The 24,494-nt window shown below is 74.6% G+C and carries 21 protein-coding genes; 13 read left to right on the forward strand and 8 right to left on the reverse strand.

Annotation, left to right across the window (positions count from 1 at the left end; all coding sequences use genetic code 11):
• Positions 1-33: 33 nt before the first annotated feature.
• On the reverse strand, positions 34-1,791 hold the full coding sequence (locus O7598_RS07710; protein ID WP_269690659.1) for a DEDD exonuclease domain-containing protein: 1,758 nt from the start codon (positions 1,789-1,791) through the stop codon (positions 34-36).
• Positions 1,792-1,917: 126 nt separating this feature from the next.
• Here O7598_RS07710 and O7598_RS07715 point away from each other — a divergent pair, with 126 nt between their 5' ends.
• From O7598_RS07715 to O7598_RS07740, 6 genes are all read left to right on the forward strand, one after another.
• Complete coding sequence (locus tag O7598_RS07715) at positions 1,918-3,315, forward strand: NYN domain-containing protein (protein WP_269690660.1); 1,398 nt, start codon at positions 1,918-1,920, stop codon at positions 3,313-3,315.
• A gap of 215 nt (positions 3,316-3,530) precedes the next feature.
• Complete coding sequence (locus O7598_RS07720; protein ID WP_269690661.1) at positions 3,531-3,752, forward strand: hypothetical protein; 222 nt, start codon at positions 3,531-3,533, stop codon at positions 3,750-3,752.
• 183 nt (positions 3,753-3,935) lie between these two features.
• Entirely contained in the window at positions 3,936-5,195 is a 1,260-nt protein-coding gene (locus O7598_RS07725; RefSeq protein WP_269690662.1) for a M48 family metallopeptidase, read from the forward strand.
• Positions 5,192-6,316, forward strand: a complete 1,125-nt coding sequence (locus O7598_RS07730) for a glycosyltransferase family 4 protein (protein WP_269690664.1) — start codon at positions 5,192-5,194, stop codon at positions 6,314-6,316. The genes O7598_RS07725 and O7598_RS07730 overlap by 4 nt, the downstream gene beginning before the upstream one ends.
• 134 nt (positions 6,317-6,450) lie before the next feature.
• Entirely contained in the window at positions 6,451-7,755 is a 1,305-nt protein-coding gene (locus O7598_RS07735) for a sensor histidine kinase (protein ID WP_269690665.1), read from the forward strand.
• Positions 7,707-8,375 (forward strand): response regulator transcription factor, encoded by a 669-nt coding sequence (locus O7598_RS07740; RefSeq protein WP_269690666.1) that lies wholly within the window; start codon positions 7,707-7,709, stop codon positions 8,373-8,375. The genes O7598_RS07735 and O7598_RS07740 overlap by 49 nt, the downstream gene beginning before the upstream one ends.
• A gap of 103 nt (positions 8,376-8,478) precedes the next feature.
• On the opposite strand, the gene O7598_RS07745 is transcribed toward O7598_RS07740, so the two are convergent.
• From O7598_RS07745 to O7598_RS07765, 5 genes are all read right to left on the reverse strand, one after another.
• On the reverse strand, positions 8,479-10,152 hold the full coding sequence (locus tag O7598_RS07745; protein ID WP_269694787.1) for a putative bifunctional diguanylate cyclase/phosphodiesterase: 1,674 nt from the start codon (positions 10,150-10,152) through the stop codon (positions 8,479-8,481).
• A gap of 85 nt (positions 10,153-10,237) precedes the next feature.
• Complete coding sequence (locus O7598_RS07750; RefSeq protein ID WP_269690667.1) at positions 10,238-11,050, reverse strand: SAM-dependent methyltransferase; 813 nt, start codon at positions 11,048-11,050, stop codon at positions 10,238-10,240.
• A gap of 198 nt (positions 11,051-11,248) precedes the next feature.
• Positions 11,249-11,917: a response regulator transcription factor gene (locus O7598_RS07755; RefSeq protein ID WP_007072219.1), complete on the reverse strand. Its 669-nt coding sequence runs from the start codon at positions 11,915-11,917 to the stop codon at positions 11,249-11,251.
• Positions 11,918-11,924: 7 nt separating this feature from the next.
• The gene (locus O7598_RS07760) at positions 11,925-13,619 is read right to left on the reverse strand and encodes a sensor histidine kinase (RefSeq protein WP_269690668.1); all 1,695 of its coding nucleotides are present in this window, start codon (positions 13,617-13,619) and stop codon (positions 11,925-11,927) included.
• A gap of 14 nt (positions 13,620-13,633) precedes the next feature.
• Positions 13,634-15,442: an AMP-dependent synthetase/ligase gene (locus O7598_RS07765; protein WP_269690669.1), complete on the reverse strand. Its 1,809-nt coding sequence runs from the start codon at positions 15,440-15,442 to the stop codon at positions 13,634-13,636.
• 96 nt (positions 15,443-15,538) lie between these two features.
• Between O7598_RS07765 and O7598_RS07770 the strand changes: the two genes are divergently transcribed.
• The 6 genes from O7598_RS07770 to O7598_RS07795 all read left to right on the forward strand — a co-directional run bounded on the left by O7598_RS07770 (position 15,539) and on the right by O7598_RS07795 (position 21,197).
• Complete coding sequence (locus O7598_RS07770; protein ID WP_091059360.1) at positions 15,539-15,994, forward strand: SRPBCC family protein; 456 nt, start codon at positions 15,539-15,541, stop codon at positions 15,992-15,994.
• 42 nt (positions 15,995-16,036) lie between these two features.
• Positions 16,037-16,726: a hypothetical protein gene (locus tag O7598_RS07775; RefSeq protein WP_269690670.1), complete on the forward strand. Its 690-nt coding sequence runs from the start codon at positions 16,037-16,039 to the stop codon at positions 16,724-16,726.
• Between the two features lie 73 nt (positions 16,727-16,799).
• The gene (locus O7598_RS07780) at positions 16,800-17,747 is read left to right on the forward strand and encodes an ROK family glucokinase (protein ID WP_269690671.1); all 948 of its coding nucleotides are present in this window, start codon (positions 16,800-16,802) and stop codon (positions 17,745-17,747) included.
• A 1-nt stretch (position 17,748) separates the two neighbouring features.
• A complete protein-coding gene (locus tag O7598_RS07785; protein WP_269690672.1) occupies positions 17,749-18,450 on the forward strand; it encodes an endonuclease/exonuclease/phosphatase family protein in 702 nt (233 codons plus the stop codon).
• 460 nt (positions 18,451-18,910) lie between these two features.
• Positions 18,911-20,317, forward strand: a complete 1,407-nt coding sequence (locus tag O7598_RS07790; protein ID WP_269690673.1) for a flavin-containing monooxygenase — start codon at positions 18,911-18,913, stop codon at positions 20,315-20,317.
• A gap of 55 nt (positions 20,318-20,372) precedes the next feature.
• The gene (locus O7598_RS07795; protein WP_269690674.1) at positions 20,373-21,197 is read left to right on the forward strand and encodes an alpha/beta hydrolase; all 825 of its coding nucleotides are present in this window, start codon (positions 20,373-20,375) and stop codon (positions 21,195-21,197) included.
• Between the two features lie 16 nt (positions 21,198-21,213).
• Here the strand turns inward: O7598_RS07795 and O7598_RS07800 are convergent, their stop codons facing one another.
• A complete protein-coding gene (locus O7598_RS07800) occupies positions 21,214-22,632 on the reverse strand; it encodes an alpha,alpha-trehalose-phosphate synthase (UDP-forming) (protein WP_091059379.1) in 1,419 nt (472 codons plus the stop codon).
• A 174-nt stretch (positions 22,633-22,806) separates the two neighbouring features.
• Positions 22,807-23,646, reverse strand: coding sequence for a DUF308 domain-containing protein (locus O7598_RS07805; protein WP_269690675.1), 840 nt, complete (start codon positions 23,644-23,646; stop codon positions 22,807-22,809).
• Positions 23,647-23,797: 151 nt separating this feature from the next.
• Here O7598_RS07805 and O7598_RS07810 point away from each other — a divergent pair, with 151 nt between their 5' ends.
• Positions 23,798-24,493, forward strand: a complete 696-nt coding sequence (locus O7598_RS07810) for a lysophospholipid acyltransferase family protein (protein WP_269690676.1) — start codon at positions 23,798-23,800, stop codon at positions 24,491-24,493.
• The last annotated feature ends 1 nt before the right edge of the window (position 24,494 follow it).

Raw genomic sequence — 24,494 nt, forward strand, 5'->3', positions numbered from 1 at the left:
AAGGGAGCCGACGTAGTCCGATCGGACACTTGGTCATGAGCGTTCGGTCGAGAATCGGTGGGATCCGCCGTTCTCGGCCTTGTCCAGCAGGTCACGGAAGCGCCCCGCGCCGGCCACCGGGGACGCCCATCCGGAGGTCGTCTCGACCAACCGGGTCTCGTCGCGTTCCAACCAGGACAGGATCCGCTCGGTCTCCTCGGCGGTGGCGGCCGGCACCGGTCCGTGCCCGGGCAGCACCGTCTCGGCCGTGGCCCGGATCGCCGCGATGGTCGGTCGAGGGTGGACGCCCGGCGGGGACACCCCGGCCCCGGCCAGCCGGCCGTGGCGGACCAGGGCCAGCTCCCACCCGCCCCGGGCGGCCGGACGGGCGGCGGCCAGCTCGGCGATGCCGGTCAGCGCGGCCAGGCGCTGCATCCGGACCGCCGCGCGCAGCACCGCGGCCAGCCGCCCCCGGACCACCGCGGCCTCCTCGTAGCGGTGGGCCGCGGAGAGCACCTCGATCCGGGCGAGCAGGGCGTCGACCACCACCGCGGGGTCGTCGCGGGTGGCGGTACGGAACGGGGTGGCGGCGTGCCGCTCGTACTCCTCCGGGGTGATCCGGTGCTCGCAGGGCGCCGGGCAGCGACCCAGCTCGGCCAGCGCGCAGGCCGGCATGGTGGTGCGCCGGGAGAGCCGGTGGGTGCACTGGCGCAGCGGCACCGCGTCGTGGAAGCCGGCGGCGGCCAGCTCGGCGGCCTGCTTGGACCGGAACGGGCCGAGGTAGGCGGTGTCGGCGGGCCCGAGGCCGCGCACGACCGACAGCCGGGGGTAGGCCTCGTCGGTGAGCTTGAGCCAGACCTGGCGCTCCGGATATTTCGACCGGCGATTGTACGGCGGGGCGTGCGCGGCGATCAGCCGCAGCTCGCGGACCTCGGCCTCCAGCGAGTGGGCGCACTCGACCGCCTCCACCCGCTCGGCGGCGGCCAGCATCTCGGAGATCCGGGCCCGCTTCTCGGCGGCGGTGAAGTAGCTGCGCACCCGGGTGGCGATGTCGCCGGAGGTGCCGACGTAGAGCGGCCGGTCGTCGGCGGCCCGGAAGATGTAGACGCCCGGGACCTTCGGCAGCCCGTCGGCGAGGTGCCGCTTGCGGCGCTGGGTCGGGGTGACCGCGCGGGCGAACTCGATCGCCTCGCCGACGGTGTCGACGCGGTGCCCGCCGAGGCGGCCGATCAGCCCGTGCAGCACGTCGACGGTGGCCTTGGCGTCGTCCAGCGCCCGGTGGTTGGGTTGGGTGGCGGTGCGGAAGTAGGCGGCGAGCGTGCCCAGCTTCCGGTTGGGCACCTCGTCGCGGGTGAGCACCCGCCGGGCCAGCGCGGCGGTGTCCAGCACCCGCGGGTTGGGCCAGGGGTAGCCGTGCCGGGCGCAGGCGGCCTTGAGGAAGCCCACGTCGTAGGGGGCGTTGTGGGCGACCAGCACGGCGTCGGTGAGGAACTCCAGGAAGCTCGGCAGCACCTGCTCGATCGGTGGCGCGGGCAGCAGCATGGCCTGGGTGATGCCGGTCAGCACGGTGATGAACGGCGGGATCGGCACGCCCGGGTTGACCAGCGTGGCGAGCACGCCCAGCTCCTCGCCGCCCCGGACCTTGACCGCGCCGATCTCGGTGATCCCGCCGCCGTCCGGCGCGCCGCCGGTGGTCTCCAGGTCGACCACCACGAAGGTGGTCGCGTAGAGCGGCAGGGCGAGGTCGACGCCGCCACCGGCCGCCCGGTCCAGACCGGCCAGGGCCTCCTGGACGTACTCCGTTCCCGTCACCCGCGGGACGGTAACGGCACGGTCCGACACTCCCGTCACTCCGGTCCCGCCGTTACCACGGGGGTACGATGAGAGATCGGCTCACTCACCGGGTGGTGGGCCCGTTCGGGGTGGGAGACTTGGCACATGCCCCTCGCCGAGCCGCACGACGACCGCACCTCCGCGGAGGAGCCGGTGGTCGGTGCGCCCGAGGCCGGCGAGGACCCCGCGGTCGTCGAGCCCGAGCCCACGCTCCCCGAGCCGGTGCGCCAGCGGATCGTCGCGCTGACCGCGGCGGTGCTGCCGGGACTGCCCGGCGACGAGGTGCCGGTGCCGCTGCGTCGGGTCGCCAAGTTCGCCCCCAACCGCCGTGCCCGGCTCGGCGCGCCGGTGATCGCCGCCCAGCTCACCGCCGACCCGCTGTTCCGACAGCGGGTCACCGCCCGGGTGCTGGCCGACGCCGGCGACCTCGGCGCGGCGGTGGTGGAGGGCACCGCGCCGGCCGCGGCCGACCCGGTCGAGGTGGCGGCCCTGGCCTACCTGGCCCGCCCCCGGGGCTGGCGGGAGCTGATCGAGGCCAGCGGCGAGGCGGTCCGCGCCGAGGCGGACAGCGCGGTCGTGGCCGAGCTGGTCCGCGAGGCCGAACAGCGGGCCACCCGCGCCGAGCACGACCGGGCGGTGGCCCGGGTCGAGGCCGAGAAGCTCCGCGACGAGCTGGCCCGGGTCCGGGAGGAACTGGGCCAGCTCCGCGAGGAGGCCCGCCAGTTGGCCCGTACCCTGCGGGAGACCCAGGCCCGGGAACGCAGGGCCACCGAACTGTTGGCCACCGAGCGGGGCCGGGCGGCCCGCGCGGCGGCCGACGCGGACGCCGAGCTGCGCCGCGCCCGGGCCCGGCTGGCCGAGGCGGAGGCCGCCGCCGGGGTGGCCCGGGCCAGCGCCAAGGAGGCCCGTTCGGTCGACGACGCCCGCCTGTGGCTGCTGCTGGAGACGATCGGCCAGGCCGCCGTCGGCCTGCGCCGGGAGCTGGCCCTCGACCCGGTGGACGCGCTGCCTGCCGACTTCGTCGCCGAGGCGTTCGCCGACCAGCCGGGCGCCGCGCCGGCCGGTGCGGCGACGCGCGCCCGCGACACCGACGACCCGGCCCGGCTCGACCAGCTCCTCGCCCTGCCGCGGGCGCACCTCGTGGTGGACGGCTACAACGTCACCAAGCGCGGCTTCGGCGAGATGTCGCTGGAGCAGCAGCGCAAACGGCTGATCACCGGGTTGGGCGGGATCGCCGCGCAGACCGGCGACGAGGTCACCGTGGTCTTCGACGGCGCCGAGCGGATCCACGGCCTGCCGCCCGCGCCGCGCGGCGTGCGGGTGCTCTTCTCGCGCAAGGGTGAGACCGCCGACGAGCTGATCCGGCGGCTGGTCCGGGCCGAACCGGCCGGGCGGCCGGTGGTGGTGGTCTCGTCCGACCGTGAGGTCGCCGACGGGGTACGCCGGCACGGCGCGTACCCACTGGGCGCCGACTCCCTGCTGCGCCGCCTCGCCCGCTCCTGACCGGCCCGCGTCCGATCCGGCGCCACCTCGGGGAGATGGCGGGGTCGAGGTCGGGCCGATCGCGCCACTTCGGCGTACTGGTGGCCGGATGATCGTTTTCGGGGTGGGTGCTGCCTCGTTGTCCGGTTCTGTCGTACCGGACGCATAGCCTTCTGGTGACCGACGGTGGTGGTCCCTTCCCCGAGCGCCACCGGCGACCGTGTCAGGAGGCGTTCATGCTCATCGACTGCGACGGCTGCGGCATTCGCGGCGCCGGCTGTTCCGGCTGCCTGGTGACCGCGCTGCTCGACCCCGATTCCCCGACGGCCGACCTGGGCCCGGCCGAGCACCGGGCGATCGAGGTGTTCGCCCGCGCCGGCTTCGACGTGGAGGTGCTGGCACCGGCTGCCGCCCCCGTACCCGCGTCCCGCCGCTCCGCCCGGCGTCGGGTGGCCTGAACCGCCTGGCCTCCTCCCTCGCCGGCCCGACCGCCCGGGACGTGGGGTGGCGAAGGGGGGCGGGGCGGCAGGGGCTGACGGCCGGGCACCCGAGCGGGTCCGCCGCCGGCGGGCAATAGGATGGGCGGTCATGGCGGGAGGGAGCGGCATGACGCGGACGGGTCGCGCCGGCGGGGTGCGGCGGTGACGCCGCGCGCCTGGGCGCTGCTGACCCTGGCCGCGCTGGCGGTGGCGCTGGTCGTGGCCGTGGCGCTGCTGGTGCCGTGGAGCCGTCCGCCGGCGCCCCGCGTCGACCAGCTCGCCGCGCTGCGCGCGCTTTCGGCCGAGCAGGTGGCCCGCGGGCGGGCCTTCCACGGCGCGCTGCGCCCGGCCGGCTGGTCGGCGCTCGCGCTCGGGCTGGTGGTGGCGCTGCTGCTCGGCCTCACCCCGCTGGGCGGGCGCCTGGTCGAGCTGGCGGGCCGGCCGTTCGGCGGGCACTGGATCGCCCAGGCCGTGCTCGGCGGGCTGGGCGTCATGTTCCTCGCCGACCTGCTCACGCTGCCCTTCTCGGCCTGGCGGCGCACCGTACTGGTGCGCTACGGGCTGAGCACCCAGGGCTGGGGTGGCTGGGTGGTCGACCTGCTCAAGTCGTACGCGGTCAGCGCGGTCATCGGCGCGTTGGTCCTGCTCGGCTTCTACGCCGTGGTCCGGCTCGCCCCGCGCTGGTGGTGGGCGTTCGGCGCGGCCGGCGCCGCCGTGCTCGTGGTGGTGCTGTCCTTCGTGCTGCCGGTGCTGGTCGAGCCGGTGTTCAACAGGTTCACCCCGATGGAGCCCGGTCCGCTGCGCACCGAGCTGACCACCATGGCCGCCCGGGACGGCGTCCCGGTCCGCGACGTGCTGGTCGCCGACGCGTCCCGGCGGACCCGCGCGGTCAACGCCTACGTCTCCGGGCTCGGGCCCACCCGGCGGGTGGTCGTCTACGACACGCTGCTGCGCGAGGCCGAACCGGCGGAGGTGACAAGCGTGGTCGCGCACGAGCTGGGCCACGCCAAGGACCGCGACGTGTGGACCGGCACGCTGATCGGCGCGCTCGGCGCCGCCGCCGCGGTGGTGGCCCTCTACCTGGTCGGCTCCTGGGCGCCGCTGCTGCGGTTGGCCGGCGTCGACTCGATCGCCCAACCGAGGGCGTTCCCGCTGCTGATCGCGCTGGTGACGGTGGCCGGTCTGGTCGCCACGCCGGTGCAGGCGCTGGTCTCCCGCCGGGTGGAGGCCCGAGCCGACGCGCACGCGCTGGCGCTCACCCGCGACCCGGCGACCTTCGAGGCGATGCAGCGCCGGCTGGCCGGGGTGAACCTGGCCGATCCCGATCCGCCGCGCTGGGAATACCTGTGGTCGGCGTCCCACCCGTCCACCGTGGAGCGGATGGCCGCCGCCCGCGCCTACGCCAGGGAGTCCGGCCGATGAGCCGCACCTTGCTGATCACGAACGACCTCCCGCCGCGTCCCGGCGGCATCCAGTCCTTCGTGCACAACCTCGCGGTCCGCCAGCCACCCGGCTCGGTGGTGGTCTACGCGTCGAGCTGGCGGGGGGCGGAGAAGTTCGACGCCGACCAGCCGTACGAGGTGGTGCGGGAACGCACCAAGGTGCTGCTGCCCACGCCGCTGGTGGCCCGCCGGGCGGCCCGGCTGGCCCGGGCGTACGACTGCGACACGGTGTGGTTCGGCGCGGCGGCCCCGCTGGGGTTGCTCGCGCCGGGGCTGCGCCGGCGGGCCGGGATCCGCCGGGCGGTGGCGTTGACCCACGGCCACGAGGTCGGCTGGGCGGCGCTGCCCGGTGCCCGGTCGGCGCTGCGCCGGATCGGCCGCGGCCTGGACGTCACCACCTACCTCGGCGAGTACACCCGGGTCCGGCTGGCCCGGGCGCTGGACGGGCTGACCGAGTTGCGCCGGCTGGCCCCCGGGGTGGACGTGGACACCTACCACCCGGGCGTCGACGGCGAGCGGGTCCGGCAGCGTCTCGGGCTCGCCGACCGGCCGGTCGTGGTGTGCGTGTCGCGGCTGGTGCCGCGCAAGGGACAGGACACGCTGATCCGGGCGTTGCCCGAGATCCGCCGCCGGGTGCCGGACGCGGCGCTGCTGGTGGTCGGTGGCGGGCCCTACCGGGCGACGCTGGAGAAGCTGGCCCGGCAGGCCGGGGTGGAGCGGGAGGTGGTCTTCACCGGCTCGGTGCCCGCGGCCGAGCTGCCGGCGCACTACGCGGCCGGCGACGTCTACGCGATGCCCTGTCGCACCCGCAACCGTGGCCTGGACGTCGAGGGTCTCGGCATCGTCTACCTGGAGGCGAGCGCGGCCGGCCTGCCGGTGGTGGCCGGTGACTCCGGTGGCGCGCCGGACGCGGTCCGCGAGGGCGAGACCGGGTACGTGGTCCGCGGCCGGGACGTCGCCCAGCTCGCCGACCGGCTGGCCACCCTGCTCGCCGACCGGGACCTGGCCCGGCAGTTCGGTGCCGCCGGCCGCGCCTGGGTCGAGCGTGAGTGGCGCTGGGAGACCCAGGCCGAGCGGATGGCCACCCTGCTCGCCGGCTGACCGGTGCCCGAGCGGTTCCCCCGGCCCGACGTGTCGAACGAGGACGAACGCGTGCGGCGGCGCCCCTGACCACGCCTCCACGAGTGGTGCCAGCACCACCGGAACTCCGGCGGTGATGCCGGAGAATGGGGCTCGTGGACGCATCGGTGGGCGTACTGCTCCGGGCCCGGCTGCGGCCCGCCGCGGTGACCGCCGCCCGGGGGCTGCTGATCGCGCTGCTGTCGCTGACCACGCACGTGGCCCTGTTCGTGCTGTCGCTGGTCGCGCTGGCGCTGATCCCGGTGTTCGGGGTCGGGCTCGCGCTCTTCCCGGTGGTCACCGTCGCGGTCCGGTTCTGCGTCGGGCTGCACCGCCGGCTGGCCCGCTGGGGCGGGGTGGAGCTGACCACGCCCTACCTGCCGGCGCCGGCCGCCGCGCGGCTCGGCACCTGGCGGCGGTTCCGCTGGGTGGTGGGCGACCCGGCGACCTGGCGGGACCTGGCCTGGTTGCTGCCGGGGGCGATCACCGGCGCGCTCTGCCTGGCGCCGCTAGCCCTCCCGATGTACGGGCTGGAGGGGTTGATCGGGCTGCCGCTGGTACTGCACACCGCCGGCGTCGATTACGGCTACGGCCCCTTCTGGCCGCTCGACAACACCTTCGAGGCCCTGCTCTGCTTCCCGATCGGCGCGCTGCTGGTGGCCGGCGGCCTGGTCGCCGGACGCTGGCCGGTCCGGCTGCACGTGACGTTCGCCGGTTTCCTCCTGCGGCCGACCCGCGGCGCCGAGCTGGCGTTGCGGGTGCGCCAGCTCACTGTCACCCGCGCCGAGGCGGTGGACGCGCAGGCCGCCGAGCTGCGCCGGATCGAGCGGGACCTGCACGACGGAGCGCAGGCCCGGCTGGTCGCGCTGAGCATGAGCATCGGGCTGGCCGAGCAACTGGTCCGCGACGACCCGGAGGCGGTCCGCCGGCTGCTCGCCGAGGCCCGGGAGACCAGCGGCCAGGCCCTGGCCGAGCTGCGCGGGCTGGTCCGCGGCATCCACCCGCCGGTGCTCGCCGAGCGCGGCCTGCCCGGCGCGGTACGGGCGCTGGCGCTGGCCGTGCCGCTGCCGGTGGAGGTCACCGTCGACCTGCCGGGCCGGCCGGCGGCCCCGGTCGAGTCGGCCGTCTACTTCGCGGTCGCCGAGGCGCTGGCCAACGTCGGCAAGCACAGCGGGGCGACCCGGGCCTGGGTGGAGCTGCGGCACGCCGCCGGGCGGCTGACCGCCGTGGTCGGTGACGACGGCCGGGGCGGCGCGGCGCCGTCGGCGGGCGGCGGGTTGGCCGGGACGGGACGCCGGCTGGCCGCGTTCGATGGGACGATGGCGGTGACCAGTCCGGCCGGTGGGCCCACCGTCATCAGCATGGAGCTGCCGTGCGAGTTGTCATCGCCGAGGATCTCGCCCTCCTCCGGGACGGGCTGACCCGGATCCTCGAGGCGTTCGGCTGCCAGGTGGTGGCGGCCGTCGACAACGGACCGTCCGTCCTGCCCGCGCTGACCGCGCACCGGCCCGACGTCGCGGTGATCGACGTACGGCTGCCGCCGACGTTCACCGACGAGGGGTTGCAGGCGGCCGTGCGGGCCCGCGTCGAGCTGCCCGGGCTTCCGGTGCTGGTGCTGTCCCAGCACGTCGAGCAGCTCTACGCTCGCGAGCTGCTCGCCGACCGGCGGGGCGGGGTCGGCTACCTGCTCAAGGACCGGGTGTCCCACGTGGACCAGTTCGTCGACGCGGTGCGCCGGGTCGCCGCCGGCGGCACCGTGATGGACCCGGAGGTGGTGGCCCAGTTGCTGGCCCGCCGCGACGGCGCCGGGCCGCTGGCCGAGCTGACCGCGCGGGAGCGCGAGGTGCTCGGCCTGATGGCCGAGGGCCGGTCGAACGCGGCGGTGGCGGCCCGGCTGTTCGTCACCGAGAAGGCCGTCGACAAGCACATCAACAGCATCTTCAGCAAGCTGCGGATGCCGCCGTCCGGTGACGACAACCGTCGGGTGCTGGCCGTGCTGGCCTATCTGGACGGGGCGGACACCCGCCGTTCCCCGAGCTGACCCCACCCGTGCTCCGCGCCGCGGTGCCGTGCCTCGCGCGCCCGGCCCCAGGCGTCAAGAAGGGGCCCCTCCTCTACCGAAGGCGTTAAGAAGGGGCCCCGCCTTACGCCGCAGGCGCATGGGTGAGGTGCTGCCGGGCCGGGCCGGGGCGGCCGAAGTGCCAGCCCTGCCCGGCGTCGCAACCGATGGCGCGGAGCCGGTCCGCCTGGTGGGCCGTCTCCACCCCCTCGGCGGTGACGGTGAGGTCGAGCGCGTGCGCCAGCGAGACCAGCGAGGCGAGGATCCGCTCGTCGGTGCGGCCGCCCGGGTCACCGGCCGGCGCGCGCAACCCGGTGACGAACTCGCCGGCCACCTTCATCTCGTTGACCGGCAGGTCCCGCAGATAGGCCAGGTTGCAGTAGCCGGTGCCGAAGTCGTCGATGGCCACCCGGACGCCGAGGTCACCCAGCACCCGCAGGGCCCGGACCGGCTCGACCACGGTGCTCATCATGGTGCTCTCGGTGATCTCCAGTTGCAGCCGGTCCGGGGCCAACCCGGTGCGCCCGAGCACGCCCCGCACCTCGGGCACGAGGTCGGCGCGGTGCAGTTGGCGTACGGCCAGGTTGACGCTGACGAACGGGGCGTCCGCGTCCGTCGTCGACCAGGTGCCCGCCTCCCGGCACGCCTCGGCCAGCACCCAGCTGCCGAGCCGGACGATCAGGCCCGTCTCCTCGGCCAGCGGGATGAAGCTGTCCGGCCGGAGCACGCCCAGCTCCGGATGCCGCCAGCGCACCAGCGCCTCCATGCCGAGCACCCGGCCGTCACGCAGCGACGTCAGCGGCTGGTAGTCGAGGTAGAACTCGCCCCGGTCCAGCGCGGCCGGGATGGCCGCGGAGAGCGCGTAGCGGGCCAGCTCCCGGCGGTTGCGGTCGGAGTCGAACAGCGACCAGCGGGCCCCGCCGGCGGCCTTCGCCCAGTGCAGCGTGCTGTCCGCCGCGCGCATCAGCTCCATCGGGGAGGTGCCGGAGACCGGCCGCTCGACGATGCCGATGCTCGCCGACACCGTCAGCTCGTGCCCGTCGACCAGCGCCGGCTCGCGTACCGCGTCCAGCGCCGCCTCGGCGACCTTGACCGCGTCGTCGGTGCCGGCGGTGCGCTCGACCAGGATCACGAACTCGTCGCCGCCGAGGCGGGCCACCAGGTGCTCGCCGAGCGCCCGGCGCAGCCGCTGCGCCACCGCGACCAGCAGCGAGTCGCCGACCTGGTGGCCGAGGGAGTCGTTGACCACTTTGAACCGGTCCAGGTCGAGGAAGCAGACCCCGACCCGGTCGGCGCCCCGACCGGGCGTGGTGATCGCGGCGGTCAGCCGCTCGGTGAACAGCGTGCGGTTCGGCAGGTCGGTCAGCGGGTCGTGGGTGGCCTGGTGCTTGAACCGGGCCTCGCTGTCGCGCAACGCCCGTTCGGCGTGTGCCCGGGCCATCATCGCGGCGCGGCGGATGGACTCCTGCTCGTCGAGCGTGCGGTCGCGCAGCGCCCGCGCGTACCCGGTGGCGACGGTGGCGAGCAGCCGGGCCATCCGATCCTCGACGTCGTCGACCACCAGGTCGAGGTCGCGTACCAGCCGGAGCTGGATCACCTCGACGGTACGGCCCAGCCCTTCGGCCGAGGCGATGTGCGACTGCACCAGCTCGGCGCCCACCTGCTGGCCGATGCGCAGGTCGAACGGGTCGGCGCGCAGCGCCTGCGCCAACCGGTCGGTGAGCCGTTGCAGCACCTCTTCCAGCTGGGCCTGGGTCATCGGCAGGTAGCTGGTCCCGGAGACCGCCTTGGCCCAGGCCCGGGCGAAGACGCCGGGACGGCGCCCCGCCGGTGTGGCCACGTCGTCAGGCACCGAGCCGCCCGACCCCACCCATGAAGACCGCCCGTTCGGCGTTCTCCGCCTGGTCCGGTGCGTCCGGTCGCCACTGCGGCACCCACACCACGCCCGGGTCGACCAGGTCGAAGCCGGCGAAGAGCGCGGTCAACTCGGCCCGGCCGCGGATGAACAGCTGGCTGTCGGTGCGCCGGTAGACGCGCTCCGCCTCGGCCCGCTCACCGGTGTCGTCGCGGCCGTCGTCGCTGGCCTGGGAGAGCACCAGGTGGCTGCCGGGCGCCAGCGCCGCGCGCAGCGTCCGCAGGATCTCCTCCGGCCGGTCGGAGTCCGGGACGAAGTGCAGCACCGCCACGATCATCACCGCGACCGGCTCGGAGAAGTCGAGCAGCCGGGTGACGTCCGGATGGCGCAGGATCGCCTCCGGGCGGCGCAGGTCCTCCTGGACCACCACGGCCCGCTCGTTGCCGGCCAGGATCTCCTGGCTGTGCGCCACGGCCACCGGGTCCACGTCGACGTAGACCACCCGCGACTCCGGGTCGATCCGCTGGGCGATCTCGTGCACGTTGCCCACGGTGGGGATGCCGGAGCCGATGTCCAGGAACTGACGCACGCCGGCCTCGGCCAGGTAGTGCACCGCCCGACGGAGGAAGGCGCGGTTGGCCTGCGCCATCAGCGGGGCCTCCGGCACCGCCTCCACCATCGCCCGGGCGGCGGCCCGGTCCGCCGCGAAGTTGTGCGACCCACCGAGGTAGTAGTCGTACATGCGGGCGACGCTCGGGCGCTCGATGTCGATCGTCTCGGGTGCCCAGTCCGGCCGCTGCATGTCCCTGCCCCTTGGGTGTCGGCGACTCGCGGCCCCACCGCCGCGCGGATCACCCGGGTATTCTGCCCGCCCGCCGCCCCGGTGCAAAGACCACCGTCGCTGCGCGTCCGGCCGCTCACCGTGCGCGGTCGCGCCCGCCCGGAATGCCGGAGAGGCCCGCGTCCGGCGTACGGACTCGGGCCTCTCCGGTGGTGGACGTCAGAACTTCGGCGCGTCCGGGGCCTCCAGCAGCCCCAACCGCAGCGCGGTCATCAGCGCCTGGGCCCGGTTGGCCGCGCCCAGCTTCTCGTAGAGCTTGGAGATGTGGGTCTTGGCGGTCGACTCGCTGACGAAGAGCTGCTTGGCGATGCCGGCCACGCTCATGCCGTCGGCGAGCAGCCGCAGCACCTGGCCCTCACGCGGGGAGAGCTGCGGCCCGGACGGGGCCAGCCGGCGCTTCATCGCCTCGGCCAGGTCGGCCGCGGTGAACGCGCTGGGGGAGGAGGCGGCATGCCGGGCGGCGGCCACCACCTCGTCGGCCGGGGCGGTCTTCGGCACGAACGCGCTCGCCCCCGCCTCCAGGGCGCCGAAGAGCTGGTCGTCGCCGGCGTACATGGTGAGCACGACGATGCCCATCGAGGCGCTGGACTTACGCAGCGCGCGGGTGGCCTCGAGGCCGCTGCCGTCGGGCAGTCGCAGGTCCATGATCACCACGTCGGGCTGGAGCGCGCCGGCTTGGCGCACGCCCTCCGCGGCGGTGGCGGCCTCACCCACGACCTCGAACTGCCGGTCCCGCTCGAAGGCGTGTCGCAGACCCTTGCGGATCAGGTCGTGGTCGTCGACAAGGAGAACCTTGGTCCGGGTGGCCGGTGTCGGGCTGGTGGTCATCCTCGGGTTACTCCCCTTCTGCTGCTGCGGCGCTGCCGCGCACCTTATCGCGCCGGGGCGACGAGCCGAGTACCACCGCCACGGTTGTGCCGCTGGGTTGCCGCGGCCTGATCTCCAACCGGCCTCGGATACGTTCCGCCCTCTCCGCCATGATCGCAAGACCATAGTGCCCCTCGGGGCGCTGGTCACCGATGCCGTGACCGTCATCCGACACTTCGATCCTGGCGTACGGGGGATCCACCTCACACGTGACCCAGAGGTTCGACGCGCCGGCGTGCTTGCGCGCGTTGGTCACCGCCTCCTGGGCGATGCGCAGCAACTCGGCCTCGGTGGCGGCGGGCAGCCGGGCGGTGGACTCGTCCAGGGACAGGTTCACCCGAAGGCCGCCGGAGGCGCCGACGGTGCGGGCGTACTCGGCGATGGCGGCGGCCAGGCCGCCGTGCCGGTCCACCTCGCTGCGCAGCTCGAACAGGCTGAGCCGCAGCTCCTGGATCACCCGGGTGACCTCCTGGCGCAGCGTGCGCAGCGAGTCGGCGGTCTCCTCCGTGTCGTCGTGCACGGTGGCCAGCGCGTTGTCGATGCCGTAGCCGACCATGACCAGCTCCTGGGCCACCCCGTCGTGGATCTCCCGGGCCAGCCGCTGCCGCTCCTCGTTGGTGGCCAGCGAACGCACCTCGTCGAAGAGCAGCGCGGCCTCCAGCCGCAGCGCCGCCGGGCCGGTGAGCGCGGTCACCCGGGACACCACCGGCGGCGGGTACGCGGCGCCGGTGTCCGCCTCGATCACCACCAGGCCGACCGTGCGTACGCCGGCGACCAGCGGCACGATCAGCGCCGACACCTCCCCGGAGCGCCGGGAGCGGGCCTGTGAGCGGGCCGAGACGGTCGGCTGCTGGCTGGCCCAGGCGTCGGCGATGGCCGAGTCGGCGTCGAGCGTGGTCTCCCAGTCGACCCGGTCCGCGCCGATCTGGGCGAGCACCACCAGCCGGCCGCCGCCGCTGGCGGAGAGCACCGCGCCGCGGTCGGTCTTCGCGACCACCCGCAGCTCCTCCAGCAGGTGCTCGGAGATGCCGCCGGGGTCCAGGGTGGCGCCGGGCAGCTGGCGGGCGACCGTCCGCAGCTGGGTCAGCAGGCGGGTGGCCTCCGCGTACGGCTGGGGTTTGCCCTCGCCGCGGACCCGCATCACCCGCTGCAGCGTGCCGGCGGTGTAGAGGCCGAGGCCGGCCAGGATCAGCCACTGGGCGCAGACCGCCAGGTAGCCGACCTGGCCGAGCTGGGGCTCGCCGCCGACCTGGGTGAACGCGGCGCTGGCCAGCAGCGTCGCGGCCACCACCGCGAGCAGCGCGGCGCCCTCGCGGAACCGGCGGCGCAGCGCGGTGACGGTGACCGGCACCGCGAGGTACGGCAGCACCGCGGAGGCGCCCAGCCCGTCGGTGACGCCGGTGAGCTGGGTGTCGGCGGCGACCTGGCTGGCCGCCAGCCCGAGCACCACCACCTCGGCGAAGCGGCTGATCGGGGCGAGCAGCCGGTGTTGCGGGGCGAGCACGGCGGGCAGCCCGGCGAGGCCGAGCAGCACGATCCACCAGAGCTGGGCGGGGTCGCGGGTGGCGAACAGGGTAAGGGCGGCGACCAGCGCGAGGAGGACCGCGCGGGCGCCGACCGCGAGAAGCTGCGTCTGCGGCTGTCCGGATGTGGAGGCGGGCACCTGACGGATCGTAGTCAGCGCTGGTAGATCTCCGCGATCTCCGTGGCGTACGTCTTGTGCACGACCTGTCGCTTGACCTTCAGCGACGGGGTCAGCTCGCCGGTCGCCTCGGTGAAGTCCTGCGGCAGGATCCGGAACACCTTGATCGCCTCGGCCTTGGAGACGGACAGGTTGGCCTGGTCGACCGCGGCCTGCACCTCGGCCCGCAGCGCCTCGTCGTCGCGCAGCTCGGCCACGCTTGTGGTCTCCGGGCGCCCGTGCCCGGCCAACCACTTCGGCAGCGCCTCCTCGTCCACGGTGACCAGCGCCGCGATGAACGGCTGGCGGTCGCCGACGACGACGCACTGGCTGATCAGCGGGTGCGCCCGGACCTGGTCCTCCAGCACCGCCGGGGCGACGTTCTTGCCGCCGGCGGTCACGATGATCTCCTTCTTCCGGCCGGTGATGCTGAGGTAGCCGTCCTCGTCGAGCTGGCCCAGGTCGCCGGTGCGGAACCAGCCGTCGGTGGTGAGCGCCTCGGCGGTGGCCGCCTCGTTGTGCCAGTAGCCCTGGAAGACGATGTCGCCGGAGATCAGCACCTCGCCGTCGTCGTCGATCCGGACGGTGACGCCGGGAAGCGGGCGGCCGACCGTGCCGATCCGGGTGCCGGTGGGCAGGTTCGCGGCGGCGGCCGGCGAGGTCTCGGTGAGGCCGTACCCCTCGCAGATGGTCACCCCGACGCCGCGGAAGAAGTGCCCGAGCCGGGCGCCGAGCGGCGCGCCGCCGGAGATGGCGTCGCGGCACCGGCCACCCATCGCCGCGCGCAGCTTGCCGTAGACCAGCCGGTCGAAGAGGGCGTGCTGGGCGCGCAGCGCCAGGCCCGGGCCGCCGGGGGTCTCCTGGGCCTCGCTCCAGGCGATGGCGACCTTCTCCGCCCGGTCGAAGATCTTGCCCTTGCCGTCGGCCTCGGCCTTCTGCCGCGCGCCGTTGTAGACCTTCTCGAACACCCGGGGTACGGAGAGCACGAACGTCGGCTTGAAGTCCTGCAGCTCGCCGACCAGGTTGCTGGTGTCCGCGCAGTGCGCCATGGTGGCCCGGGCCTGCACCACGCCGACCTGGATGAGCCGGGCGAACGCGTGCGCCAGCGGCAGGAACAGCAGGGTCGAGGCGCCCTCGCGGAACAGGTTCGGCAGCACCGGCACCGCGTTGGCGATGTCGGCGTAGATGTTGCGGTGGGTCAGCACGCAGCCCTTCGGCCGGCCGGTGGTGCCGCTGGTGTAGATGATCGTGGCGACGTCGTCGGCCTTGAGCGTCGAGCGGCGCACCTCGACCTCGGCCGGGTCCACCGACTCGCCGGCGGCGACCAGCTCGTCCACCGCGTCCAGCTCGATCTGCCAGACGTCGCGCAGCTCGGGCAGCCGGTCCCGGACGTCGGCGACCAGTGTCGCGTGGGCGGTGCTCTCCACCACCACGGCCACCGCGCCGGAGTCGCCGAGGATCCAGGCGGCCTGCTCGGCGCTGGAGGTCTCGTAGATCGGCACGGTTACCGCGCCGGCGGCCCAGATCGCGTAGTCGAACAGGGTCCACTCGTAGCGGGTGCGGCTCATCAGCGCGACCCGGTCACCGGGGGAGACGCCGGCCGCGACCAGGCCCCGGGCCACCGCGACCACCTCGTCGCGGAACTGCCGGCAGGTGACCTCGACCCGGGTCGCCGGGCCGGCGTCGCCGGGGATCCGGACGAACTGCACGGTGTCCGGGGCGACCTCGGCGTTGTCCCAGACCGGGTCGGTCAGGTTTGCCGCGTCGCCGACGGTGACGATCGGCGGAACGGAGAACTCGCGCACCTGCACTCCCTCGTGCTCGCACCGGCGGGGCCGGCCTGGTCGGCTCAGTCGAAACCTACCCGCCCGCCTGGCCGGGCGGCCGGGTAGCCTCCCCCCATGGCGGACTCCTCCACCCAGTCGATCATCATCGGCGCGTCACCGGACCGGGTGGCGGCGGTCATCTGCGACTTCCCCCGCTACCCGGAGTGGACCGAGGCGGTGCGGCACGCCGAGGTGGTCGAGGAGTACGAGGACGGCTACGCCAGCCAGGTCCGGTTCACGCTGGACGCGGGCGTGCTGGCCGACGAGTACGTGCTGGCCTACGAGTACGCCGAGGACATCTCCCGGATCGAGTGGCACCTGACCGCGCCGTCGCGGATGCAGCGGTCCCAACGCGGGTCGTACGACCTGGTCGAGAACCCGGACGGGACCACCACGGTGACCTACACGCTGGAGGTGGAGCTGTCGGTGGCGATGCTCGGCATGTTCCGCCGCAAGGCCGAGAAAATGATCATGGATGCGGCGTTGAAGCAGCTCAAGCGCCGGGTAGAGACACCCGGTGCGGCAGACTGATCCCGATCGCCGTCCCGGTCGTCACGCTTGAGGAGCCGAACCATGGGCACCACCGATCCGGGTTCGGCCCGGGAAGAGGCCGAGCGCCTCGTCGTCACGTTGCTGGCCACCGCGCGGCTCGCCGCCGCCTCGTCCGGAGCGGGCCGCGGTCCGCTCGACGGGATCCTCTCGGGTGTCCTCGGTCACAGCCCGGGCGACGCCCGCACCGGTTTCGCCACCGGCTCGCCGGAATGCTGCGTCTGTCCGCTCTGCCGCGGGATCGCGGCGTTGCGTGACCCGAGTCCGGAATTCGCCGAGCGGCTCGCCACCGGCGCCGGTGACCTGGCAGCCGGTGTGGCCAGCATGTTGCGCGCGTTCGCGCCGTCCACGTCGGGCCGACCGGCCGAGCCGACGGAGACGACCGGCCCGGCCGCGCCGACCGGCCCGGCCGATCCGCCGCCGGCCGGGTCCGCCGACCACGTGTGGCGCGAGGCCACCCGTACCGGGCATGATTCTCAGCCGGCACCCGAGCAGGACGTGTGGGCCGCCGCCACCCGGGGGGAGGGCGCGGCCGATCCGGGTGCCGACGACGGCTCCGGGCCGTGGCGTGGCGCCAGCCGTGCCGGGACGGAGACGTCGGAGCCGCCCGTCGACGCCGCCGGGCCGGACGAGCCGCCGGCCGGTCGTCCGGTGGTGCCCGCCTCGCGGGCACCCGGCGAGGCGGGCGCGGACGCACCAGGCGACGGGGCCTGACCACCGGACATCCCGGGAGCGCACGGCCGGTTCGGCCGGTGCCGGGGGAGCACAGCAGAGGGGAGTGGCAGCGGTGACGCTGACCATCGGAGTCGACGTCGGTGGCACGAAGGTGGCCGGCGGTGTCGTGGACGACACCGGCGCGGTACTCGTGCAGACGCGACGGGACACCCCCGCCGACGACGTGGCCAAGACCCGCGACGTCATCATCGAGGTGGTCACCGAGCTGTCCACCGGCCGTACCGTGGAGGCCGTCGGCATCGGCGCGGCCGGCTGGATCGACGCCTCCCGCTCCACCGTGCTCTTCGCCCCCAACCTGGCCTGGCGGGACGAGCCGCTGCGCGAGTACGTCGGCAACGCCACCGGCCTGCCGGTGATCGTGGAGAACGACGGGAACGTGGCCGCCTGGGCGGAGTTCCGCTACGGCGCCGCGCGCGACGCCGACGACTCGATGGTCATGTTCACCATCGGCACCGGCGTCGGCGGCGGCATCGTGCTCGGCGGTGAACTGGTCCGCGGCGCCAACGGCATCGCCGCCGAGCTGGGGCACATGCTCACCGTGCCGGACGGCCACCAGTGCGGCTGCGGCCGGCTCGGCTGCATCGAGCAGTACGCCAGCGGCAGCGCGCTGGTCCGCTTCGCCCGCGCCGCCGCCCGGCAGGAGCCGCACCGGGCCACCGCGCTGCTGGAACTGGCCGACGGCGAGGCCGAGGCGATCACCGGCCCGATGGTGACCGCCGCGGCCAAGGGCGGCGACCCGGTCTCCACCGAGGCGTTCGCCCAGGTCGGCCGTTGGCTCGGCACCAGCCTCGCCGACATGGCGCAGATCCTCGACCCGCAGGTGCTGGTGGTCGGCGGCGGCGTGATCGACGCCGGTGACCTGCTGCTCGGCCCGACCCGGCGGTCGTTCACCGACGCGCTGGCCCAACGCAGTCGCCTGCCGGTGGCCGAGGTGCGCCCGGCCGAGCTGGGCAACACCGCCGGCGTGATCGGCGCCGCCGACCTGGCTCGGCGGCTCTGACGTGGCGGGCCAGGGGGTGCCGCTGCGGGTGCTGTCGTACAACGTCCACTCGCAGCGCGACGACACGGCCGCGCTGGGCGAGGTGGTCCGGGAGGCCGCGCCGGACGTGGTGATCGTCCAGGAGGGGCCGCGCCGGTTCCGGTGGCGGCAGAAGTGCGCCACGCTGGCCGACTCGTTCGGCCTGGTGGTGGCCGCCGGCGGCCTGCCGTCGCTGGGCAACGTGCTGCTGACCAGCCTGCGGGTGCGGGTCACCGACACGCGGTGCGAGCGCTACCCGCTGACCCCGGGGCGGCACCTGCGCGGCGCCGCGTACGCGCGGTGCCGGGTGGGCGGCGTCGACTTCCTGCTCGCCGGCTCGCACCTGTCCACCGATCCGGCGGAGCGGCCCGCCCAGGCGGCGGCGTTCAAGCGGGAGTTGGCCGCGTCCCCGCTGCCGGTGGTGGCCGGCGCGGACCTCAACGAGGGGCCGGACGGGCCGGCCTGGCGGACCGTGGCCGAAGGGCTGACCGACACCGCGGTGGCCGCCGACCGGGCCGACCGGCACACGTTCTCCTGCGCCGACCCGCGGCGCCGCATCGACGCGCTCTTCGTCGACGAGCGGATCACCGTGGTCGACTACGACGTGGTCGACACGCCGCGGACCCGCCGGGCCAGCGACCACTTCCCGGTCCTGGTCGACCTGCTGCTGCCGGCCGCCGGCTGACCGCACCCCGGGATCACGGCCCCGCGGGGGCGGGCGTGCGACGCGGCGGTGCGGCGCGCGTGTGAGGCCGGAGGTGGGGCCGAACGCAGCGACGGAGCGTGACGCACCGGCGGGCGGGAGACACCGCCCGTCGGTGCTTTTGCTCTGCAGCCATATGTGCAGCAGTCACCCAGCGTGAATGCGGCGGCGACACCCGACGCGGGGGCGCGCGCGGGCTTGCGCAGCTCACGGCCGTGCTGCGTCGGTGGCTGCAGAGCAAAGGCGCGGACGAGGTGCGCCCGCCGCGCGGCTTCGCCCGCACGCTGGGTGAGACTGCCGTGGTTACCGAGCGTCAGGCCGGTCGCGGAGTCGAGCCGTGCCGATCCCCGGACAGGGCTCGGGGTGGCTGGACAACGGCGGGCATTCTCGGCAGGATTTCGCACCGACCGGCATGCGTGCCGCACAAAAGGAGAATTTCCCGGTGCCCTCCTCCACCGATACCGGCCGCCCCGATCCGGCCGCCGCGGCCGCCCCTGGCCGGGACGACCGGCCGGTCTCCGACCGTGGCGACACGGTCTGCGTCATCGGCGCCGGCGCCAGCGGGCTGACCGCCGTGAAGAACCTCCGCGAGGCCGGCTTCGGCGTCGACTGCTACGAGCGGGAGACCGGCGTCGGCGGGGCGTGGAACTGGCGGCACGACCGCAGCCCGGTGTACGCCAGCACCCACCTCATCTCGTCCCGGCCGTTCACCCAGTTCCCGGACTTCCCGATGCCGGACGACTGGCCGGACTACCCGCACCACAGCCAGCTGCTGTCCTACTTCGAGCGCTACGCCGACCACTTCGACCTGCGCCAGCACGTCTGGTTCGGCACCGAGGTGGTCCGGGTGGAGCCGGTCGAGGGCGACCGGTGGGACGTGACCACCCGCAGCACCGGCGGCTACGGCCCCGAACGCACCTCGCGGTACGCCGCCGTGGTGCTCGCCAACGGCCACAACTGGTCGCCCAAGCTCCCCCGGTACGAGGGGCTGGCGGAGTTCCGTGGCGAGGTCATGCACGCCTCGTCCTACAAGGACCCGGCCCAGTTGCGCGGCAAGCGGGTGCTGGTGGTCGGCGCCGGCAACACCGGCTGCGACATCGCGGTGGAGGCGGCCCAGCAGGCGTCGCACTGCTGGCACTCCACCCGGCGCGGCTACTGGTACGCCCCGAAGTACGTCCTCGGCCGCCCGGCGGACCAGGTCAACGACACGCTGCTGGCGCTGCGGGTGCCGCTGCGGGTGCGGCAGTGGCTCTACCACTGGACGCTGCGGCTGACCGTCGGGGACCTGACCCGGTTCGGCCTGCCCAAGCCCGACCACCGGGTCTACGAGACGCACCCGATCGCCAACAGCCAGCTCGTCTACTACGTCGGGCACGGCGAGATCACCCCGATGCCGGACGTGGCCCGGTTCCACGACCGCAGCGTGGAGCTGACCGACGGCCGGCGGATCGACCCGGAGCTGGTCGTCTTCGCCACCGGATACCTGCCGCGCTTCGAGTTCATGCAGGGCCGGGTGCTCGGCGACGAGGACGGCTCCGGGAAGCCCCGGCTCTGGCTGAACGCGTTCAGCGCCGGCCTTCCCACGCTGGCCGTGGTCGGCCTGGTCCAGCCGGACTCCGGCATCTTCACCATCTCGCACTGGCAGAGCGTGCTCTTCGCCCGGCTGCTCACGCTGCGCGCCACCCGACCGGAGCGGGTCGCCGCGTTCGACCGTCGGGTCCGCGCCGGCCTCGGCGAGCGCTACTCGGCGAAGGTCAAGGACAGCACCCGGCACTGGTTCGAGGTCGGGCACGCCGACTACCTGCGCGCGCTGCAGAAGGCGCTGCACGAGCTGGAGGGCGACCGGTGAGCGCGAGGAACGCAGCGCAGCGGATTCCCGCAGTCGCGAACGGAAGGCAAACACAGTGACCAGCGAGCGGGTGCGGGTGGTCCGGGGCTGGGAGTGGGCCCGGCCGGAGCGGCCGGTGCGCCGCGAGGTGCTGGCCGCCGTGCCGGAGCAGGAGGAGGCCAAGCCGCCGCTGCTGTTCGTGCCCGGCTTCGGGCACGGCGCGTGGGCGTTCGCCGAACACTGGCTCGGCCACGCCGCCGGTCGCGGTTTCCCGGCGTACGCGGTGAGCCTGCGCGGGCACGGCGGCAGCGAGCCGGCGCCGGAGGCCACGCTGCGCGCGTACACCCATGACGTGGTGCAGGTGGCGGCGAGCCTGCCGCGGCAGGCGGTGCTGGTGGGGCACGGCGCCGGCGCCCGGGTGGTGACGCACGCGCTGTCCCGCTACCCGGCGCGGGCCGCGGTGCTGGTGGCGCCGGTGCTCGGCGGCTGGGCGACGTTCGGCACGGCGTTGCGTCGCAACCCGGCCGGCACCCTGCCGGCGGTCTTCGGCGCCGGCCTGCGGCTCAACCGGCGGCAGCTGTTCAGCCGGGAGCTGTCCGACGCGGACGCCCGCCGGCACGTCGCCCGGCTGGGGCGGGCCGGCCGCCGCGCACAGTGGCAGCTGCTCACCGGCCGGCAGCCGGAGCCGGCGGTGGGCCGGCCGGCGATGCTGGTGCTGGGCAGCCCCGACGACCGCATCCTGCCGGCGACCGCGCTGACCAGGGCGGCCCGCCGGTACGCCTCGGCGCCGCTGCTCTTCCCCGGCATGGGCCACGACCTGATGCTCGACGCCCGGTGGCGGGAGCCGATCGACGCGATCCTGGACTGGCTGGACAAGGACCCGGCGCCCACCTCCGGGTGAGCGCCGGGGCGCCGGCTCAGCGGGCGGCGGGCCGGCGGCCGACCAGCGAGCCGCTCTCCTCGAGCGCGCTCAGGTAGGACGCCGCCCAGGCGTGGATGTCGTTGTGCGCCAGGTGCTCCCGCATCGCGCGCATCCGGGCCGCCACGTCCTCCGGGCCGGCCCGCAGCGCGGCGAGCAGCCCCTGCTTCAGGCCGTCCAGGTCGTGCGGGTTGACCAGGTACGCCTGTTCCAGCTCGGCGGCCGCGCCGGCGAACTCGCTGAGCAGCAACGCGCCCGTGCCGTCGACGCGGGCGGCCACGTACTCCTTCGCGACCAGGTTCATCCCGTCGCGCAACGGGGTCACCGCCATCACGTCGGCGACCCGGTACAGCGCGACAAGCTCGGCCCGGTCGAAGGGCTGGCTGAGGTAGTGGATCGCGGGCTCGCCGACCCGGCCGAACTCGCCGTTGATCCGGCCCACCTGGTGCTCCACCCGGTCGCGCAGGATCTGGTACTGCCCGACCCGGTCCCGGCTGGGCACCGCCACCTGCACCAGCACGGTGTCCCGGACCTTGACGTCGCCGCTGGCCAGCAGCTCGCGGTAGGCCTTGAGTCGCTGCTCGATGCCCTTGGTGTAGTCCATCCGGTCGACGCTGAGGATCACCTTCTCCGGCTGGCCGAGGTCCTGCCGGAGCCGGCGGGCCCGGTCGGCGACCTCGGGCCGGGCGGCGAGCGCGGACATCTCGGCGGTGTCGATGGCGACCGGGAAGGCACCGATGCGCACCACCCGGTCGTCCACGCCGATCCGCCGGTCGGTCGCGGACAGGCCGAGCACCTTCGCGGCGAGCTGGGCGAAGTTGTGCGCGGCCTGGGCCCGCTGGAAGCCGATCAGGTCGGCGCCGAGCATCCCGCGCAGCAGCTCGGAGCGGCGGGGGAGCTGCATGAACAGCTCCGGCGGCGGGAACGGCACATGCAGGAAGAACCCGATCCGCAGGTCGGGGCGGAGCGCGCGGAGCAGGCCGGGCACCAGCTGGAGGTGGTAGTCCTGCACCCAGACCAGGCCGCCCGGCTCGGCCGCCTCGGCGGCGGCCTCGGCGAACCGTTGGTTGACCCGCTGATACGCCTCCCACCAGCGGCGGTGGTATTCCGGCTGCTCGACGGCGTCGTGGTAGAGCGGCCAGAGGGTGGCGTTGGCGAAGCCCTCGTAGTGGTCGCGGAAGTCCTCGGCGCTCAGCGGGACGGTGCGCATCCGGACGCCGTCCACGTCGGGCAGCTCGGGTGCCGGGCCGGTGCCGCCGGCCCAGCCCACCCAGGTGGCGGGCGTGTGCCGGAGCAGCGGGTGCAGGGCGCTCACCAGGCCGCCGGGGCTGCGGCGCCACTCGAAGGCGCCGTCCGGCGCCACACTGTCGTCGATGGGGAGGCGGTTGGCCACCACCACGAGGGGGCTCTGTCGCATCTCAGGCAATCCGCTCAGCAGGGGTACCGGCGACCGGATCAAGCGCAAACCGGACAGCCGGTGCGGGACGTGACGTGCAGCGGTATTCCTACTGACCGTAAGTTACACCCCTGTTACACGTACGACCCAGGGCGTGCGGCGTCCCGCGATCCGGGCACGACCCCCGGGAGGCGCTCAGACGACGGCGCCGTCGTCCGGGTCGTGGTCGTCCCGGTCGCCCGGGCGCAGCCGCCAGACGAGCATCACGAACCCGGCCAGGATGCCGGTGAACCCCAGCAGCGTCACCACCGACGGGTCGACCAGCGACATCACGGTGGGGGACAGGAACAGGAGGAAGCCGAGCACGATGCTGAGCACGCCCAGCACCGCGTATTTCGAGAAGCGCGGCAGCGGGGGCGGCGGAGGCGGGGTGTAGTGCTCCTCCTCCGACGCGTCGTCCGGCAGGCCGGCGCCGAACGTGTCCAGCCCGTCCAGCAGCGAGGGCTCGTCGTGCCGGTCGCGGCTGACCGAGATGCCGGAGACGTCCGCCGCGTAGGGCAGCCGGCGCACGTCGGTGGCGGTCGGACCGGACGGCTCCTCATTGCGGCCGGTGGGGCCGCCGCCCGGCGTGGCCGGGTCGTCGACGTCCTCGGCGGCCGGCCACGGGTGACTGCCGGCGCTCGGCGCGCTGTGGAACCCGGCCACGATCTTGGCCCACTCGGCCTCGATGTCCGGCTCGTCGGGGCGCGGCGTCTCGCCACCGCCCTCGTCGGCGAGCTGGGTGAGGTAGTCGCGGGCGGTGGTCAGGTGGAACCGGTCGACGTAGAGCCGGTCGACCGGGCGGGCCGGGACCGTGGTGGTGCGGGTCACCGGGTTCAGGTCGGCGGAGGGCTGGAGGTAGGCGGCGATGCCGCCGGCGGCCAGCACGTCGAGCAGATGTTCGCCGACGCGCGGATCGACGTCGCCCGCGACCGCGTACTCGGCCGCGTCGAGCCCGTTGTCCCGCCGCCCTCGGCGAGGCCCGCCCCCTGACACCGGACACCCCCTTCACCGCGGCCTGACGTCGTGCCCTGAATCCTGACACGTCGGGACCCGGTTCCGGGAGTGCGTTGTGGCGCGGCGTACGTGGTTCGTACCCTCATCCCGGACGTTCCCCCGCGTCACCACCTGATCCGGAAGGACCCCGGTGCTGTACTGGCTGCTGAAGTACATCATTCTCGGCCCGTTGCTGCGGCTGGTCTTCCGACCGCAGGTCGAGGGGTTGGCGCACGTGCCGGCCACCGGCCCGGTGATCCTGGCCAGCAACCACCTCTCCTTCTCGGATTCGATCTTCACCCCGCTGATCGTCAAGCGAAAAGTCACCTTCATCGCGAAAGCCGAATACTTCACCGGCAGGGGCGTGAAGGGATGGCTGACCAAGCTGTTCTTCGTCGGCGCCGGCACCATCCCGGTCGACCGCTCCGGTGGGCAGGCCGCCCGGGCCGCGCTCGACACCCAGCTCGAGGTGCTGCGCGCCGGCGGCGTCGCCGGCATCTACCCGGAGGGCACCCGGTCACCCGACGGCCGGCTCTACCGGGGCAAGACCGGGGTGGCCCGGCTCGCCCTGGAGAGCGGCGCCCCGGTGGTCCCGATGGCCATGCTCAACTCCGACGCCATCCAGCCGACCGGGCAGATCATCCCCAACCTGGGCCGGATCCGGATCCGCTTCGGCCCGCCGCTCGACTTCTCCCGCTACGCCGGCCTGGCCGGTGACCGGTTCGTCGAGCGCGCCGTCACCGACGAGATCATGTACGAGCTGATGGAACTCTCCGGCCGGGAGTACGTCGACACGTACGCCCAGAAGGTGAAGAACGCGCCGCCGCGCCAGCCGGTACCCGCCTGAG

It is taken from the genome of Micromonospora sp. WMMC241 (assembly GCF_027460165.1).
Classification (GTDB): Bacteria; Actinomycetota; Actinomycetes; order Mycobacteriales; family Micromonosporaceae; genus Micromonospora; species Micromonospora humi.